Here is a 17,035-nt window from a genome sequence, read left to right on the forward strand (position 1 = left end):
ACCGAAATGACCGAAAAGCCCGTCGCCGGCAAGCCGGAGGACCACGCGAAACCGGTGGTCGGCGAAACATCCTCCGACCACTCGGTAGCGCCGGCGACCTCGAGTGCGCCTGCTTCGCCGGATACGGATTCGGCGGAAACGTCTGTCCGTAGCCCGGCGGGTTCCTCGGATACGACTCCGGATCAGGACAAGGCTGCATCGAGTAAGAAACTGCTCGTCGGGCAGGAAACGAGCGGGTTCGATGGTGCGCCGGGACGGGCGGGCCCGAGAACTCGGCCGCGTGTCCTGCTCGGCGCGCTGACAGTGGCGGTTCTGCTGCTGATCGGGGCGGTGGGCACAGCCGGGTATCTGTATGTCCAGGAGCGCGACAAGGCCGAAGTGCTGGCCGCCTACGACGAAGTCCGGCAGGCGGCGTGCCGGTATGCACCGGTGCTGGCCAACTACGACGCGAAGAACCTGGAACCGTACTTCTCCGCCGTCCTGGCCGGCGCCACCGGCGACTGGAAACAGGAATTCGAGACCACCACCACCGAGCTCCGCGAGGCCCTCGTCGCCGGTGAAGTCGTCTCGACCGCGGGAGATATCCAGTGTGCGGTGAAAACCGCGGACGCCACCTCGGCGGAGGTCGTGGTGGTGATCGGGCAGACCGTCACCAGTCTGGGCACCCAGGGACAGCCCGCTCCGGGACAGCTGGCCATGGTGATGCGGATGCAGAAAACCGACGGACGCTGGCTGGTCGATCAGATGACCTCACCGCTGGACAAGCCACTGCAGTGACCGACCGGTACGGCCGCCCGGATCTCAGCTTTCGGTGGGGTGGCCGTACAGGACGGTCTGCATGAGCAGCGTGACCCGCTGCTGGGAGGCGATCGGGACGGTGCCGAAGGACCGTCCGAGATCGACGACCAGGGCGAACGCGGCGTGTACCAGGAACCGTGCCTGCGGTCCGGACAGGTCGGGCCGGACCTGGCGCACCAGCCGGGCCCATTCGTCCACGCTGAGCCGCTGCACATTGCGCAGCGCGGCGCGTTCCTCGGCAGGCACGTGCTGGAACTCGGTGTAGTACACGAAGGTGAGTTCCCGTTCGGCGAACGAACCGGCCACATACTGGTCGATCAGCGAATTCAGCGCCTCCCGCGGGCCGGCGGCCGATGCCACGGCCGGGCCGATGGCGCTCGACACCCGTTCGGCGGCGCGCCGGAACGCGGCGGTGAGCAGATCGCTCTTCCCGCGATAGAAGCGATACACCGCCGACGCCGCGGAAAGCCCGGCGGCGGTCGCAATATCCTCCACACTCACATTGGGGTAGCCGCGGGCATGGAACAGTTCCACGCCTTTGCGCAGCAGCAGTTCGTGTTTGAACGATTCCGGTATTTCCACCGGCGGTGCGGGCGCGATATCCACCGGCGGTGGCAGAGTGACGTCCGCGAGGTCCATGCAAATCGAAACCAGTAGCGCGACAAGTGATTTCGTTGGAAGCGCCGCATGGTGGTCGGCAATGCTGGTGATGGCCGACAGCAGCGATATCGCCAGCACCTTGCGGTCTCCGTTGCTGAGCCCCGGGGAATACGCCGCGAGCCGGCTGTCCAGGGCATCCAGCACCACCGCCTGCTGCTCGGCGCGGACCTCCCGATCCGCCGGCTCCAGGTAGCGACCCTCCCAGCGCACCAGCGCGACACTGGCCCGATTGGCGACGGTGACCGCGCTCAATCCCTCGAGTACCTGACGCAGCGCCTGCTGCGGTGGCAGGTCCGCGGCGTCGGCGGGCAACCGGACCGATTCGGCCAACGCCTGGCCGACCCGCAGCGATTCCTCCTGGAACAGCGCGTACTTGCTCGGATAGTGCCGATACAGCGCCGCCGAACTGATCCCCAGGCCGCCGGCGATATCCTCCATGCTCACGCCGTGGTACCCGAGAGAACCGAAAGCATTGGCCGCCGCAGCGGCGATCTGTGCCCGCCGGTTCTTCGGCCGGCGCCGCACCGGGCGTGCGGGCAGATCACCCGTGGTCTTGCGGGCGTCGGCGCCGTCTCCGGCCAGGTCGTCGCGGCCGCGCACGCGCACCGCGGGCGTGGACGGCCGGGCCCGGCTGTTGTCGACGCTCATCCCGCAATCCTATCGTCGGCCGACCGGCGTCCCTGTCCCGCACCCCCCGGTCAGGCGGGTATTCCGCCTGCTCGGACCGTGCGCACCGCCGGTGGGCGGGTTCGCGACGGGCCGAGACTCGCCGCGAACCCGGTGGTTGTTGCTGCTCCCGGTGGTTACGGCACGATCACCGCCCGCCCCCGCAGGGTTCCGGCGGCGAGCCGGCGGTAGGCTTCCGGCGCATCGTCGAGGGAAAACCGCTCGACCGCGATATCGAGAACGCCGTCGTGCGCCAGATCGATGAGTTCGATCAGTTCGGCGCGGGCACCCCAGTACGGCGCGGTCGCCGTGGCCTCGTACGGGCTCACGCCGAAACCGATCCGCGCGGCCGATGCGCCGTCACCGAGACCGACGATCGTCACATCGGAATCCACGCCGGCCACCGCCATCGCCGTATCGATGGTCGGCTGGAAGCCGACGAAATCCAGGACCAGACTCGCCCCGGCCGGACCGGTGATCTTACGGACATTGCCCGCGGCGTTCGCATCGGAGAGCACAGCTTCGTGGGCGCCTACCGACCGCGCGAAATCGAGCTTCTCGTCGTTGACGTCCAACGCGATGACACGCGTAGAAGTGAGATGCCGCAGCAACTGGATGGCGACATGGCCGAGGCCGCCGCTACCGATCACCACCGTCCAGGATCCCGGACGCAGTTTGCCCAGGGAACGTTTGATGGCGTGGTACGGGGTGAGGCCCGCATCGGTGAGCGGTACGGTGGCCACCGGATCGAGATCGCCGATCGGCACCAGGTGGCGTGGCGAATCGACGATCAGATATTCGGCAATGGCCCCCGGCGCGCCGAGCCCGGGCGGAAATATCCGCAGCTCGGCCGCGCGGGAACAGTAGTTCTCCAGGCCCTGCGCGCAGAACCAGCAGTTACCGCAACCCCACGGGCCGTAGACGATGACGTTGGTTCCGATATCGGCCCCCCGGACCCCGGCGCCGACAGCCACGACCTCGCCGGCGCCCTCGTGCCCGAGGGTCAGTGGCAGTTCGATACCGAAGTTCTCCGGCGGGTTGTTCATGACGAAATCGTCGGAATGGCATACACCGGCCGCGGTCACCCGAAGCAGTACCTCGCCCGGGCCGGGTTCGGGTGTGGGAATTTCGCGGACCTCCGGTTCCGCACCGACTGCCACATGCTGCAGAGCCTTCATAGCGTGCCTGTCCTCTCCTGAGCCGGACGACTGAGTGCGTACAGGTGGAGCGGGCCTTGCTTCTGGATCAGCTCGGTTCAGGCTAGTTCGCGCACCGGCCCGGGCGGCGCATTTTGCCGTTACCGAAGATCACCCCGCGGGGCCGGCGGCGCCGGTGCCCGGCCGGACTGCGGTTGAGGAAAGTATGCGGTGCCGTGCCTGGTTCTCGTCCGTTCGGAGCCGACTCGGCGACGCGGACGCGGACGCGCGGACCTGATGCGGGTGCGGCGCAATGACCCGGTCCGGCGGCCCTCGGCCCGGAACAGGTGGTCTCCGCAGCCGGCCGTCGACCGGTCAGCCGGCGCGGGTCATCGCCGGATGTGATCGGTCGGCCTGTGTTCCGGCGGCGGTCAGCGCCTGCCGGGTGGGCGGATACCGCTGTACCAGTCGAGCAGCGCGGGATCGTCGACCGCGCTGCGTTCCACCACCCGCTCCGGATCGGCGCCCTGGAACAGGCGTTTGATCGGCACCTCGAGCTTCTTGCCGGTGCGGGTGTGCGGTACGGCGGGTGCGGCCAGGATCTCGTCGGGGACGTGACGCGGTGAGACCTCGGTGCGGATCACCTCTTTGATCCGGTCACGTAGGTCGTCGGTGAGTTCGGTGCCGGGGGCGAGTACCACGAACAGCGGCATCCAATAGCCGCCGTCGGGCTGTTCCGCGCCGATCACCAGGGCTTCGCTGACCTCGGGCAGTCGTTCCACCGCCTGATAGATATCGGCGCTGCCCATCCGGATACCGTGGCGGTTGAGCGTGGAATCGGAGCGGCCGTGGACGATTACGCTGCCGTGGCCGGTCAGGGTGATCCAATCGCCGTGGCGCCATACGCCGGGGTAGGTGTCGAAGTAGGCGTCGTGGTAGCGGGTGCCGTCGGGGTCGCGCCAGAAACGGATCGGCATGGACGGCATGGGAGCCGTGACCACCAGTTCGCCGACCTCGTCGCGTACCGGTTGCCCCGCCTCGTCGTAGGCGTCCAGCGCGACCCCCAGGTACGGCGCCGACAGCTCGCCCGGCCATACCGGGACCGTGCGCACCCCACCGGCGAACGCCGACACCACATCGGTGCCGCCGCTGATGGAGGCCACCGGGACCCCACCGGCGTTCTCGTGCAACCACAGCGAGGAGGCGGGCGGTAGCGAGGAACCGGTGATTCCGATGAGTCGCAGCGCCGACAGGTCGTGATCGGTCGCCGGTACCGAACCTGCTTTCATACAACCCAGGACGTAGCCCGGGCTGGTGCCGAGCACGGTGGTGCCGGTGCGGGCCGCGATCTCCCACAGGGTGTCGGGCCGCGGATGGGCGGGACTGCCGTCGTAGCAGACGATGGTGGCGCCGGTGAGCAGGCCGGCGATCTGGAAGTTCCACATCATCCAGCTCGGGCTGGTGTACCAGAGGAAGGTGTCGTCGAGTCCGATATCGGATTGCAGGGCAACGGCTTTGAGATGTTCCAGCACGACGCCGCCGTGTCCGTGCACGATTCCCTTGGGCAGCCCGGTGGTGCCGGAGGAGAAGACGATCCACAGGGGGTGCTCGAAGGAGACCGTTTCGGTCTCGGGCAGGGTGTGCCCCGCCGGGTCGGCGGCCACCGGCCACGGTGTGCTGTCGGGGATCTCGATCCCCAGCCGGGAGACCACGACGGTGGCGCGCAGGGAACCCAGCCCGGTGCGCAGCGCGGCGATATCGGCGCTCTTGTCGTGCGCCTTACCGCCGTAACGGTAGCCGTCGGCGGTGACCAGCACCGTAGGCTCCAGCTGGCCCAGCCGGTCCAGGGCGGCCTTGGCGGAATAGTCCTGACCGCAGGCGCTCCACACGGCGCCGACCGCGGCGGTGCCCAGGAAGGCGATCACGGTCTCGGTGATATTCGGCAGGTAACCGATCACCCGGTCGCCGGGCCGGACCCCCAGCGCACGCAGCGAACGGGCGAAGGCGGCAACCCCGGCGAGCAGTTCGGCCCAGGAGGTTTCGGTGACTTCCCCGGTGCCCTCGGTGACCTGCAGTATCGCCGGCCGGTCGGTGCGGGCCTGCGCGACGATCCGGTCCACGTAGTTCAGGGTGGTTCCGGGAAACCATTGCGCCCCCGGCATATCGGGCCGGCCGAGCACCTCGTCCCCGACGGGGCCCAGATCGAAGTAATCCCACAGCGCCGCCCAGAAATCGGCGAGATGGTCCACCGACCACCGCCACAGGGCGTGATAGTCCGGTAGCTCGGCGCCGGTCCGCGTCTCGACGAAGCGGGCGAAATCCGTGACCCGGGCGTCGGCGATATCCCGTGCGCTGGGTACCCACTGTGGTTGCACCGGTTTCAACCTCCTGTTTTTCCGGCCCGCTGGAGGATCTGTTCGGCGTGGCGGAGTAGTGGGGCGTCCACCATGCGTCCCTCGTAGGTGAAGACGCCGCGGTGGTTCGGGGCGGCGGCGAGGACACTCTGCGCCCACGCGACCTCATCCTCGGAGGGAGCGTAGGCGGCGCGGATCACCGGGATCTGCGCGGGATGTATGGCGACCTTGATATCGAAACCCACCGCGACCGCGTCTTCGGCTTCGGCGCGCAGACCGTCCAGGTCACGGATGTTCAGGTACACCATGTCCAGGGCGAGCCGCCGATACGCCTTGGCGGCGAGCAATCCGGTGCTGCGCAGGTGAAGCGCCACATCCCGGTAGCTGCCGTCGGGGCGCCGGGTACCGGTACCGCCCATCGCGGCGACGAGATCCTCGACACCGCACATCACGCCCAGGGTGCCGGGCGCGGCGGCTATCGATTCGATGGCCAGCGCGCCCGCGGGGGATTCGATGAGTGCGAAGACCCCGTAGCCGGTGAGACCGCTGACCTGTTCGGCGGATTCGGTTTTCGGCAGCATGATCAACCGGTATTCGGTGCTGCGCAGGGCCTGTAGGTCCAGGTCGTGGTCGGCGGTGCCGGCCGGGTTGACCCGCACCACGGTGGTGGCCGGGTCGAGCGGGGTTTCGGTGAGTGCCTTGCGAGCGGCCGGTTTGTCGGCCGGTGCGACACCGTCCTCGAGGTCGAGGATCACCACGTCCGCGGCGTCGGCGGCCTTGCGGTAGCGCTCGGGACGGTCGGCCGGGCAGAACAGCCACGCCGGGCCGGCGGACTCCCAGGGGGTGGGTGCGGGTCGATCGGTCATCGGGCTTTCCTCCTGCGTGTGCCGGCCACGGCGGTGCCCGGTTTCACGCCTTCTCCGCTGGACGCATCCGGATCATGGCGTGCCGGACGGCGATACCCACGATGGTGCCGTGCTGGTTGCGCGCCACATGCCGGAAGGTGACCACACCCTGGCCGGGTCGGCTCTGCGATTCCCGCTTCTTCAGAACCACGGTTTCGACATAGATCGTGTCGCCGTGGAACAGCGGCGCCGGGAACTTCACATCCTCGAAGCCGAGGTTGGCGACCGTGGTGCCCTGGGTGAGATGCGCGACCGCCAGCCCGACCATGGTGCCCAGGGTGAACAGCGAGTTCACCAGCCGCTCGTGGAACGGTTCCTGGGCGTCGCTGTAGGCCTTGTCGATGTGCAGGCCCTGGTTGTTCATGGTCAGGGTGCTGAACAGCACATTGTCGGTTTCGGTCATGGTGCGGCCGGGCCGGTGCTCGTAGAGCACACCGGTTTCCAGTTCCTCGAACCACAGACCGGACTGTACGACCCTTTTCAGGCCGGTGGTGTCGTGCTCGACATTTTTGGTGATCTTGTCCTCGCCGCTCACAGCCCGAGCTCCCGTCCGATCAGCATCAGTTGTACTTCCGTGGTGCCCTCGCCGATTTCCAGGATCTTGCTGTCGCGGTAGTGGCGGGCCACCGGGTACTCGTTCATGAACCCGTAGCCGCCGAAGATCTGGGTGGCATCCCGGGCGTTGTCCATCGCGGCCTCGCTGGCGACGAGTTTGGCGATGGAAGCCTGCTTCTTGAAGGGCTTCCCGGAAAGCATGAGCGCTGCGGCGTCGTAGTAGGCGGTGCGAGCGGTATGCGCGCGCGCCTCCATCCGGGCGATTTTGAAGGCGATGGCCTGGTTGCTGCCGATCGTCTTGCCGAACGCCTCGCGTTCACCGGCGTAGCGCACGCATTCGTCCACACACCCCTGAGCGGCGCCGACCGAGAGCGCGGCGATGGCGATCCGGCCTTCGTCGAGGATGCGCAGGAAGTTGGCATAGCCTCGCCCGCGTTCGCCGAGCAGGTTCTCCTTGGGCACCCGGACATCGGTGAAGGTGAGCGGATGGGTGTCCGAAGCGTTCCAGCCGACCTTGTTGTAGGCGGGTTCGGCGGTGAAACCGGGGGTGCCGGCGGGCACCAGGATGGTGGAGATCTCCTTTTTGCCGCCGGTCTGCCCGGTCACCGCGGTCACGGTCACCAGGGCGGTGATATCGGTACCGGAATTGGTGATGAACTGCTTGTTGCCGTTGATGATCCAGCTGTCGCCGTCCTCGACGGCGGTGGTGCGGGTGCCCCCGGCGTCGCTGCCCGCGCCGGGTTCGGTGAGGCCGAACGCGCCGAGACTCTCCCCACTGGCGAGCCGCGGCAGCCACTCCTGCTTCTGTTTCTCGTCACCGAACCGGTAGATCGGCATGGCACCGAGCGAGACCCCGGCCTCCAGGGTGATGGCGACGCTCTGATCGATCTTGCCGAGTTCCTCCAGGGCCAGGCACAGCGCGAAATAGTCGCCGCCCATCCCGCCGTACTCCTCGGGGAACGGCAGCCCGAACAGGCCCATCTTCGCCATTCCCGCGACGACCTCGTACGGGAAACTGTGTTCGGCATCGTGTTTCGCCGCCACGGGCGCGACCACCTGGTTCGCGAAATCCCGCACGGTGAGCGCGAGGTCGCGGTAGTGGTCGGGCAGGGTGCCGGTGGACAGGAAATCGCTCACCTTTGCCTCTTCTCGTTCTCGGAGTGGTACAGGGACGCCGTGTCGTCCGGCTTCGGCCCGGTGGGCGTCGATCTCGTCGGGATCATTCGGGATCGGCACCGATGCTTTCGGCGGAACGCGCGGGTCCCGCGGGTTCGCCGGCCGCGGCCTCGACGTGGACCCGGGCGAGTACCTCGTCGAGTCGCACCGAAGTGCCGGCTGCCACCAGGATCTCGACCGTCCCGGGGAGGGGAGCGGTGAGCGAATGTTCCATTTTCATCGCCTCGACCACCAGGATCGGATCGCCGGCCGCCACCGTGGCGCCGGTCTCCGCGGCGACCGCGAGCACGGTTCCGGGCATCGGGCTGCGGATCTCGGCATCGTGCACCGCGGCGGCGTCGGCCCGGACGGACTCCTCGGCCAGTTCCCGCACCGCGGCAACCCCGCCCGGCCCGGCCACCCAGAGGAGGCCGGCCGATTCCGCGACCCGGTAACTGCGCCGCAGCCCGTCGAGGGTGAGGGTGAGGGTGCGGACGGAATCGCCGGAATCCTGCCCTGCGTCGGCCCGGGCGAGTTCCGCGGTCAGCGGTACCGATGCGGCGTCCTCTACACGCAGTTCGGCCGCATCCGGGGTGCCCGTGAGATAGACGTGCACCGTGCGATCGCCGCCGGCCAGCCGGACCCGGATCGGTGCGGCCGTCCCGACACGCCACCCGGTCGGGAAGGACCACGGGTCGGCCGGTCCCTGCGGCCACTGCCGCAGCCAGCGGTATACGGCGGCAGCCGCGAAAACTTCGTCGGGCACCGGTTCCGGCGTGAAATCGCCGGCCCGCCGGTCCAGGAGCGCGGTATCCAGGCGACCCGCTACCACCTCGGGGTCGGCCAGCAGGAAACGCAGGAAATCGGTATTGGTACGCACTCCGAGCACCACCGTCTCGGCGAGCGCCCGGTCCAGCGCGGCCAGTGCGGCGGCGCGGTCGGGGCCGTGCGCGATGACCTTCGCGAGCATCGGGTCGTAATCGCTGCCCACCACCGTGCCCACGGCGAGCCCGGAGTCCACTCGCACACCCGGTCCCGCCGGCTCCCGGAGATCGAGAACGGTGCCACCGGTCGGTAGGAAACCGCGGCCCGGATCCTCGGCGTACACCCGTGCCTCGACCGCGTGGCCGTGTAAACGGATATCGTCCTGCTGCAGGCGGATCCGCTGCCCGGCGGCGATCCGGACCTGGCATTCCACCAGGTCGAACCCGGTGACCAGCTCGGTCACCGGATGTTCCACCTGCAGGCGGGTGTTCATCTCCATGAAGAAGAACTCGTCCGGGCGGTCGGCGGAGACGATGAACTCGACTGTGCCCGCGCCCACGTAGTCGACGCTGCGGGCGGTGGCACAGGCTGCGGCACCGATCCGGGCACGGGTCTCGGCGTCCAGCAACGGTGAAGGCGCTTCCTCGATCACCTTCTGATGCCGGCGCTGCAGACTGCATTCCCGTTCACCCAGATGCAGCACGGTGCCGTGCGTATCGGCCAGGACCTGCACCTCGATATGCCGCGGACGGGTCACGAACCGTTCCAGGAACAGGGTGTCGTCGCCGAACGAGGCCGCGGCCTCCCGGCGGGCACTGACCAGGGCACCCGGCAGGTCGGCGGGGTCGTCGACGCGCCGCATACCTTTCCCGCCACCGCCCGCGGACGGTTTGACCAGTACCGGGTAGCCGATATCGGCGGCAGCGGCGATGAGTGCGGCATCGGACAGGCCGGGTTCGGCGATGCCCGGCACCACCGGCACACCCGAGGCGGCCACCGTGGTCTTCGCGGTGATCTTGTCGCCCATGATCTCGATCGCCTTGGCGGGCGGTCCGAGGAAAACGATCCCGGCGGCATCCAGTGCGGCAGCGAAAGTGGCGTTCTCGGAAAGAAATCCGTACCCGGGGTGGACGGCCTGAGCGCCGGTGCGGCGGGCGGCGTCCACGATGCGGTCGATGTTCAGGTAGCTCTCGCGGGCGGCGGCGGGTCCCAGCCGGACCGCGATATCCGCGACCTGCACGTGCGCCGCGTGCTCGTCGGCGTCGCTGTACACGGCCACCGAGCGCAAACCCATGGCGCGCAGGGTGCGGATCACGCGTACGGCGATCTCACCGCGATTGGCCACCAGCACGGTGTCGAACGGGAGCGGATGGTTGTTGTTCAGCACGGTCATCACATCCGGAAAACGCCGTAGGAGACCGGTTCCAGCGGTGCCTGCGCGCACACCGAGAGGGCCAGTCCGAGCACGGTCCGGGTATCGGCCGGGTCGATGACCCCGTCGTCCCAGAGCCGGGCGGTCGAATAATAGGGGTTGCCCTGCGCCTCGTACTGGCGCCGGATCGGTTCCTTGAACGCTTCCTGATCGGCCTCGCTCCAGGGCTGACCGTTGCCGTCGAGTTGATCGCCGCGCACGGTGGCCAGTACCGATGCCGCCTGCTCGCCGCCCATCACCGAGATCCGGGCGTTCGGCCACATCCACAGGAACCGCGGTGAATAGGCCCGCCCGCACATCGAGTAGTTCCCGGCCCCGTACGAGCCACCGATCACCACGGTGAGCTTCGGTACCCGCGCACATGCCACCGCGGTGACCATTTTGGCGCCGTGTTTGGCGATCCCCGAAGCCTCGTAATCGCGCCCGACCATGAATCCGGTGATGTTCTGCAGGAAAAGCAGCGGAATCTTGCGTTTATCGCACAGCTCGATGAAATGCGCGCCCTTCATGGCGGATTCGCCGAACAGCACACCGTTGTTGGCGACGATACCCACCGGATGCCCGTGGATATGCGCGAAACCGGTGACCAGGGTGGTCCCGTATTCGGCTTTGAACTCGTGGAATCCGGTCTCCCGGTCCGGCCCGCCGTCGACGAGGCGATGGATCACCTCGCGCACGTCGTACGGGGTGCGCAGGTCCACCGGGACCACGTCGTAGAGGTCGTCGGCGGCGACCGCCGGCTCCCGGGCTTCCCTTACGTCCCATGCCGGTTCCGGGCGCGGTCCGAGTGTGCCGACGATCCGGCGCACGATCCGCAGCGCGTCGCGGTCGTCGTCGGCCAGATGGTCGGTGACCCCGGAGGTGCGCGAATGCAGGGCGCCGCCACCGAGCTCCTCGGCGGTCACCACCTCCCCGGTCGCGGCCTTCACCAGCGGTGGGCCGCCGAGGAAGATCGTGCCCTGATCTCGCACGATGACAGCCTCGTCGCTCATCGCCGGGACATAGGCTCCGCCCGCGGTGCACGAACCCAGCACCGCCGCGATCTGGGCGATGCCCTGCGCGCTCATGGTGGCCTGGTTGTAGAAGATCCGGCCGAAATGCTCGCGGTCGGGGAATACCTCGTCCTGTTCGGGCAGGTAGGCGCCACCGGAATCGACCAGGTAAAGGCACGGCAGGTTGTTGTGCAGCGCCACTTCCTGGGCGCGCAGATGCTTCTTCACCGTGATCGGGTAGTAGGTGCCGCCCTTGACGGTGGCGTCGTTGGCGACGATGACGCATTCGCGGCCCGCCACCCGTCCGATACCGGTGATGATCCCGGCACCCGGCGACTCGTCCCGGTACATGCCGTTGGCCGCCAGCGGGGAGAGTTCCAGGAACGGACTACCCGGGTCGAGCAGTTGATCCACCCGATCGCGCGGCAGGAGTTTGCCGCGATCGATATGGCGCTGCCGTGCCTTCTCCGGACCGCCGCGGGCGGTATCGGTGAGGCGGCGGCGCAACTCGTCGACCAGGGCCTGGTTGGCGGCCCGGTTGCCGGTTGCCGGCCGGGCGGCGGACGCGGGGCTCGCGGTGCGGGTCATCGCATGATCCTGCCCATCTGAGTTAATCGCTGATAACTGGAATTCAGGTTAATCTTGACTAACCGAGTTGTCCAGAGAAAGCCGAAGGAGTACGGGTGACCAGCGCCGATTCTGCCACCCCGACCAGCAGGGAACTGCGCAAACAGCAGCGCCGCGACCAACTGCTGGCTGCCGGTGCCAGGCTGATCGCCGAACGCGGCTACCTCGGTATGCGCCTCGACGACCTCGGCGCGGCGGCCGGTATCAGCGGCCCCGCCGTATACCGGCATTTCCCGAACAAGGAAGCCCTGCTGGTCGAACTCCTGGTCGGTATCAGCCGCCGCCTCCTCGACGGCGGCACCGCGGTCGCCGGTGACGCCGCCGATCCAACCGCTGCCCTGGCCGGCCTGGTGGACTTCCACCTCGACTTCGCCCTCGGCGACCCCGAACTCATCCGTATCCAGGACCGCGACCTCGACAATGTCCCCCTTCCGGCCCGCCGCGAGATCCGCCGGACCCAGCGCCGCTACGTGGAGATCTGGGTGCGGGTCCTCTGTGAACTGACACCCGGTCTCGACGAGGCAACCGCCCGGGTCCAGGCCCACGCGGTCTTCGGCCTGCTCAACTCCACCCCGCACAGTGCCGGCCCGGCCCGCGACCGCACGAGGCCCGTGCTGCGGTCGATGGCACTGGCCGCACTCACCGGTCCACTACCGGACCGAGGTGGCGAGGGGCCGCCGGGGTAGCGTGCGGGCAGTGAGTTCTCTCGAGCACCATTCTTCCACCGCCCGTCCCACAGCCGGCATATCCGGTGTCGATGCGGCAACGACCGCCGAGATCGAAAACCTTTTCCGGCAACTGGAATCCGCGTTGGCGGCCAAGGACGCAGCGGCGTTCGACCAGGTGTTCACCGAAGACGTCGTCTTCATCACCCCGGCGGGCGCGATCTTCCGTGGCTGGGACGAACTGCACGGTTACCATCGCGCTCGCCTCGGCGACAGCCCGGACGCGCGAGCTCGTTTCGAGCTGCTGGCCCTACGTCTCCTGACGCCCGACCATGCGATCGTCAACGTCGAGCAAACCCTGCACACCGCGGAGTTCTCGCTCGCCAACCGAGGCACCTGGGTCCTGCTCCGGCGTGACGGGACCTGGTGGGTGTGTTCGGCGCACAACACCAATATCGCGGGATCGGTCGCGAGCTGAAGAGACAACCGGCCATGAAAGCTCCGGCGGACCACGGCGCCGTCGTTTCACTCTGCCGCTCGACCTGCGCGGCAGGGTATTCCGATCCGCGGGAAGCTGCCCGGCCGTCTGCCCCGTAGGGCTTTCCCGAGCCGGCGCGATGTGTTGTGATGGTCGCAGGGAGGGCACCATGCAGGTGAAACCGACGATCGAGCTCGCCGAGGCCGTCGCGGAACAAATCCGATGACCACGTACCGCACCACGCGAAAGGCCCTTTCCCGGTGGGTTGTCCCGGTGGTGGCCGGTGGTGTGGGAATTGCCGTCGGCTCGGTCTGGCTGCGCTGTATATATCTCGTGCTCGCGTTCCGCCTCGTCAGCGACCCCGCATACGATCCCCACGGTTACGGCTTGATCGGGGGTTTCGTGTTCTCCGTACCCGCCGCGCTCGTCACCGCGGTCGCGGTTCCCTTCGCCTTCCCGGCCCGCCATCGAGTCCGGGTCGCCCGGATCACGACACCGGTCCTCTTCGTCATCACCGCACTGCTGTGGGTCGCGTTCCTCACGGCGTAGACCCGCTGCTGTCGGCAGGCGATGACTACGCCACGCGTGACTCGCTTACGCGAATTCGGCTCCGACCCCGCCGCAGTCACCGGCGGGGTCGACTCCAGACGGGTTGCTTCCCAGTCGATTTGTCCGTTTGGCTGTCTGTCGCCCCATCGGCATAAGGTCGCCGCCATGACCGAGCAGCGGTCCAACCCGCACGATGCGTACTTCCGGAAAGTCATGGCACGCCACGACAACGCCGCCTCCGAGCTACGCACCGCCCTACCCGCGGCGATCATCCACCGCATCGACTTCACCGACCTGCGCCTACAACCGGGCAGTTTCGTCCACCCCGACCTGAGCAACCGCTACAGCGACCTGCTCTACCGAACCCGCCTCGACGGCCACCCCGCCTACATCTACGTCCTGATGGAACACCAATCCAGCAGCGACCGGTTCATGGCCTTCCGCATGCTCGAATACATGATCGCCATCTGGCGCCACCACCTGGCCGACAACCACCGCGACCGCAAACTGAAACGACCCGGCGCCACCACGGCGACCACCTTGCCCGCCATCATCCCGCTGGTCGTGCACAACACCGCCGAGGGCAGAGCCTGGTCGGCACCCACCGAACTGTCCGACCTGCTCGACCTCGACGACGCCGCCCGCGAAGCCCTCGGCCCGTACCTGCCCCGGTTCCGGTTCCTGCTCGACGACATCGCCGCACTCGACCCCGCCGCCCTGCGCGAACGTGACCTCACGCCCGCGGCCAGGGTGCTGCTGGTCCTGCAGCGCATCGCACCCAAGAACCCGGCATTGGGGCACGATATGCTGGACTGGCTCGACGACCTACGCGCATTGGAATCCGGCCCGGATCCCCTCGGCGATTACCTGACCCTGCTGAACTACCTCATGACGGTCAGCGAAACCCCCGAGGCCGACGTGGCTGCGGTTTTCGAGCGGCTCGGCCCGCGAGCGAAGGAGGCGATCGTGACCACAGCAGAAATCATCGAAGCACGCGGCGAGGCACGCGGTGAGGCACGGGGTGAGGCACGCGGACGTGCCGAGGCGCTGATCGAGCAGATGACCGCCAAGTTCGGTCCCCTACCTGACGCGATCGTGCATCATGTCCACTCCGCAGAGCTCGCACAGGTTCGGACGTGGACAGTTCGGGTGTTGACAGCGACCACCCTCGACGAGCTGTTCGCCTGATCCGGACCGCGGCCGCGCTGTTCCGTGAGGGTGTCGTGGGTCAGAGGCGGACGGTTGTCGTTGTATCGCGTGCCGCATCCGCACGGTCGACATCGGCCAGATCGAAGCCCTTGGTTTCCCGGGCGACCAGTACCGCGACAGCGGTGACGGCGGCGGCTGCGGCCAGGTAGAGGGCGATCGGGACCGGGGAGTCGAAGACGTCCAGCAGTTTGACCGCGATGACGGGAGCCAGTGAGCCCGCGACGATCGAGGTGACCTGGTAGCCGAGGGATACGCCGGAGTAGCGCATCCGGGTCGGGAACATCTCGGCCATTATCGCGGGCTGCGGGGCGTACATGAACGCGTGGGCGATCAGGCCCAACATGATCGCGGCGGTGATCACCCACCCGTTTCCGGTGTCCATCATCGGGAAGGCGAAGAAACCCCAAGCGCCCGCGGCGATGGTGCCGGCCAGGTAGACCGGCCGCCGGCCCACCCGGTCGGCGAGTGCGCCGACGAGGGGGATGGCCGCGAAGTGGACGGCGTGCGCGGCCAGCAACCACCACAGGATGTCGTCGGTTTCCATATCGTGCTGGACCTTCAAATACGTGATGGTGAAGGTGACCACCAGGTAGTACATGATGTTCTCGCCGAACCGCAGGCCCATGGCGGTGAAAACGCCGCGCGGGTACCGTTTCAGCACCTCGATCGCGCTGAACGACGAGGTCCGCACCTGTTCGGCGGTGCGCTGGGCGGCGGTGAAGATCGGTGCGTCGGTGACCTTGGTGCGCACGTAGTAGCCGATCAGCACCACCACTGCCGACAGCCAGAAGGCGACGCGCCAGCCCCAGGAGAGGAAGGCCTCGTCGGAGAGGGTCGCGGTGAGGCCCAGCAGAACGAGTGTGGCGAGCAGGTTGCCGCCGGGGACCCCGGATTGCGGCCAGCTGGCCCAGAAACCGCGGCTGCGGTTCGGGCTGTGTTCGGCCACCAGCAGTACCGCGCCGCCCCATTCGCCGCCGACGGCGAAACCTTGCAGGAATCGCAGCAGGACCAGCAGTGTGGGCGCCGCGTAGCCGATCTGGCCGTAGGTGGGCAGGCAGCCCATCAGGAAGGTGGCGGTACCCACCAGGATCAAACTGAATTGCAGTAGCCGCTTGCGGCCGTATTTGTCGCCGAAATGCCCGAATACGATGCCGCCGAGCGGCCGGGCCGCGAACCCGACCGCATAGGTGAGGAAGGCCTTCAGGATCGCGTCGAGTTCGCTGTCGGACTCCGGGAAGAAGATCTTGCTGAACACCAGCGTCGCCGCTGTGCCGTAGAGGAAGAACTCGTACCACTCCACCACGGTCCCGGCCATGGATGCGGCGACCACCCGCCGCAACCCGGTCCGATCCGGTGGCGAGCTCCCGTCGGCCCGTTCCGTCCCGTCCACCACGCTCATCGCCAACTCCTCACGCGCTGCCCCGACCCGCAGGGCCATTCGGAGTATCGCCCGTGGACGGTCGCCGTACCGGTGATTCGGTGCGGTTGGTACGTCCGCGGTCCGGTCAGTGAGAACGGTTGTCCGCCGTGACCACCGGCTCGCCTGCGCCGGTCCCGTTTGCTTGTCCAACGCGAACAAGTCTCGTTCCGGCGGTCGGCGGGCCGGACGTTGCCGGGGCAGATGGGATGATGCCCAGCGGGTCGGCCTCCGCCCCACCGCGACCCCGGTACGGCTGTGCGCGTTCACCGCTGGGCGATGATCGGCACGAGCCGATCCGGGTCCGTCATCCGCGCCGGCTACCGGGCCAGTTGCAGGACCAGCGTCGCGGCCACCGGGAGCAAGTACAGCAGCGGGAACACCGAGGTCTTGTACGAGCGTGCTCGCAGCGCCGTCGCGGTGGCGCCGAGGAAGTAGAGGATCAGGCCGACGGCGGCCGCGACGCCGAGCGCGGGGAGTGCGAACCCGGCCACCAATCCGAGCGCACCGGCGGTTTTTGCCAGCGCCAGCCAGTTCCACCACGACCGCGGCACTCCGTACTGCTCGAGCGGTTCGACAACGAACTGTTGTTTCGAGAACAGCGAGTAGCCCGAGAACCCGACCCAAAGGGCGGTCAGTGTTCCGACGATGTAATAAGCGATATCCATCACG

Annotated in this window: 15 protein-coding genes; 5 read left to right on the forward strand and 10 right to left on the reverse strand. The window is 67.9% G+C overall.

The window, feature by feature from the left end:
- The first annotated feature begins 6 nt into the window (after nt 1–6).
- Nucleotides 7–777 carry a hypothetical protein gene (locus tag QH195_RS34945; RefSeq protein ID WP_280421255.1) on the forward strand — a complete coding sequence of 257 codons (771 nt, stop codon included), beginning with the start codon at nt 7–9 and terminating at the stop codon, nt 775–777.
- A gap of 24 nt (nt 778–801) precedes the next feature.
- Here the strand turns inward: QH195_RS34945 and QH195_RS34950 are convergent, their stop codons facing one another.
- The 8 genes from QH195_RS34950 to QH195_RS34985 all read right to left on the reverse strand — a co-directional run bounded on the left by QH195_RS34950 (nt 802) and on the right by QH195_RS34985 (nt 12,006).
- Nucleotides 802–2,106 (reverse strand): TetR/AcrR family transcriptional regulator, encoded by a 1,305-nt coding sequence (locus QH195_RS34950; RefSeq protein ID WP_280438527.1) that lies wholly within the window; start codon nt 2,104–2,106, stop codon nt 802–804.
- A gap of 155 nt (nt 2,107–2,261) precedes the next feature.
- Complete coding sequence (locus QH195_RS34955; protein WP_280438528.1) at nt 2,262–3,302, reverse strand: NAD(P)-dependent alcohol dehydrogenase; 1,041 nt, start codon at nt 3,300–3,302, stop codon at nt 2,262–2,264.
- Nucleotides 3,303–3,691: 389 nt separating this feature from the next.
- The gene (locus QH195_RS34960; RefSeq protein WP_280438529.1) at nt 3,692–5,635 is read right to left on the reverse strand and encodes an acetoacetate--CoA ligase; all 1,944 of its coding nucleotides are present in this window, start codon (nt 5,633–5,635) and stop codon (nt 3,692–3,694) included.
- A 5-nt stretch (nt 5,636–5,640) separates the two neighbouring features.
- Nucleotides 5,641–6,480: an HpcH/HpaI aldolase/citrate lyase family protein gene (locus QH195_RS34965; RefSeq protein ID WP_280438530.1), complete on the reverse strand. Its 840-nt coding sequence runs from the start codon at nt 6,478–6,480 to the stop codon at nt 5,641–5,643.
- Between the two features lie 43 nt (nt 6,481–6,523).
- Nucleotides 6,524–7,054 (reverse strand): MaoC family dehydratase, encoded by a 531-nt coding sequence (locus QH195_RS34970; RefSeq protein ID WP_280421250.1) that lies wholly within the window; start codon nt 7,052–7,054, stop codon nt 6,524–6,526.
- The gene (locus QH195_RS34975; protein WP_280421249.1) at nt 7,051–8,211 is read right to left on the reverse strand and encodes an acyl-CoA dehydrogenase family protein; all 1,161 of its coding nucleotides are present in this window, start codon (nt 8,209–8,211) and stop codon (nt 7,051–7,053) included. The genes QH195_RS34970 and QH195_RS34975 overlap by 4 nt, the downstream gene beginning before the upstream one ends.
- An 82-nt stretch (nt 8,212–8,293) precedes the next feature.
- Complete coding sequence (locus QH195_RS34980) at nt 8,294–10,387, reverse strand: acetyl/propionyl/methylcrotonyl-CoA carboxylase subunit alpha (RefSeq protein ID WP_280438531.1); 2,094 nt, start codon at nt 10,385–10,387, stop codon at nt 8,294–8,296.
- Complete coding sequence (locus QH195_RS34985) at nt 10,387–12,006, reverse strand: carboxyl transferase domain-containing protein (protein ID WP_280438532.1); 1,620 nt, start codon at nt 12,004–12,006, stop codon at nt 10,387–10,389. The genes QH195_RS34980 and QH195_RS34985 overlap by 1 nt, the downstream gene beginning before the upstream one ends.
- A 95-nt stretch (nt 12,007–12,101) precedes the next feature.
- On the opposite strand from QH195_RS34985, the gene QH195_RS34990 reads away from it, so the two are divergent.
- The 4 genes from QH195_RS34990 to QH195_RS35005 all read left to right on the forward strand — a co-directional run bounded on the left by QH195_RS34990 (nt 12,102) and on the right by QH195_RS35005 (nt 14,925).
- On the forward strand, nt 12,102–12,731 hold the full coding sequence (locus QH195_RS34990) for an SACE_7040 family transcriptional regulator (protein ID WP_280421246.1): 630 nt from the start codon (nt 12,102–12,104) through the stop codon (nt 12,729–12,731).
- A gap of 10 nt (nt 12,732–12,741) precedes the next feature.
- Nucleotides 12,742–13,188, forward strand: a complete 447-nt coding sequence (locus tag QH195_RS34995) for a YybH family protein (protein WP_280438533.1) — start codon at nt 12,742–12,744, stop codon at nt 13,186–13,188.
- A 222-nt stretch (nt 13,189–13,410) separates the two neighbouring features.
- Nucleotides 13,411–13,737 (forward strand): hypothetical protein, encoded by a 327-nt coding sequence (locus tag QH195_RS35000; RefSeq protein ID WP_280438534.1) that lies wholly within the window; start codon nt 13,411–13,413, stop codon nt 13,735–13,737.
- A gap of 165 nt (nt 13,738–13,902) precedes the next feature.
- Nucleotides 13,903–14,925 (forward strand): Rpn family recombination-promoting nuclease/putative transposase, encoded by a 1,023-nt coding sequence (locus tag QH195_RS35005; protein ID WP_280438535.1) that lies wholly within the window; start codon nt 13,903–13,905, stop codon nt 14,923–14,925.
- 40 nt (nt 14,926–14,965) lie between these two features.
- Here QH195_RS35005 and QH195_RS35010 read toward each other — a convergent pair whose 3' ends face one another.
- Together QH195_RS35010 and QH195_RS35015 are read right to left on the reverse strand one after the other, a co-directional pair.
- Entirely contained in the window at nt 14,966–16,345 is a 1,380-nt protein-coding gene (locus QH195_RS35010) for an MFS transporter (protein ID WP_280438536.1), read from the reverse strand.
- A 338-nt stretch (nt 16,346–16,683) separates the two neighbouring features.
- Complete coding sequence (locus tag QH195_RS35015; RefSeq protein WP_280421277.1) at nt 16,684–17,031, reverse strand: DoxX family protein; 348 nt, start codon at nt 17,029–17,031, stop codon at nt 16,684–16,686.
- Nucleotides 17,032–17,035: the final 4 nt, after the last annotated feature.

The sequence above is a fragment of the Nocardia carnea genome, assembly GCF_029868855.1.
In the GTDB taxonomy this organism is placed as follows: Bacteria; Actinomycetota; Actinomycetes; order Mycobacteriales; family Mycobacteriaceae; genus Nocardia; species Nocardia carnea_A.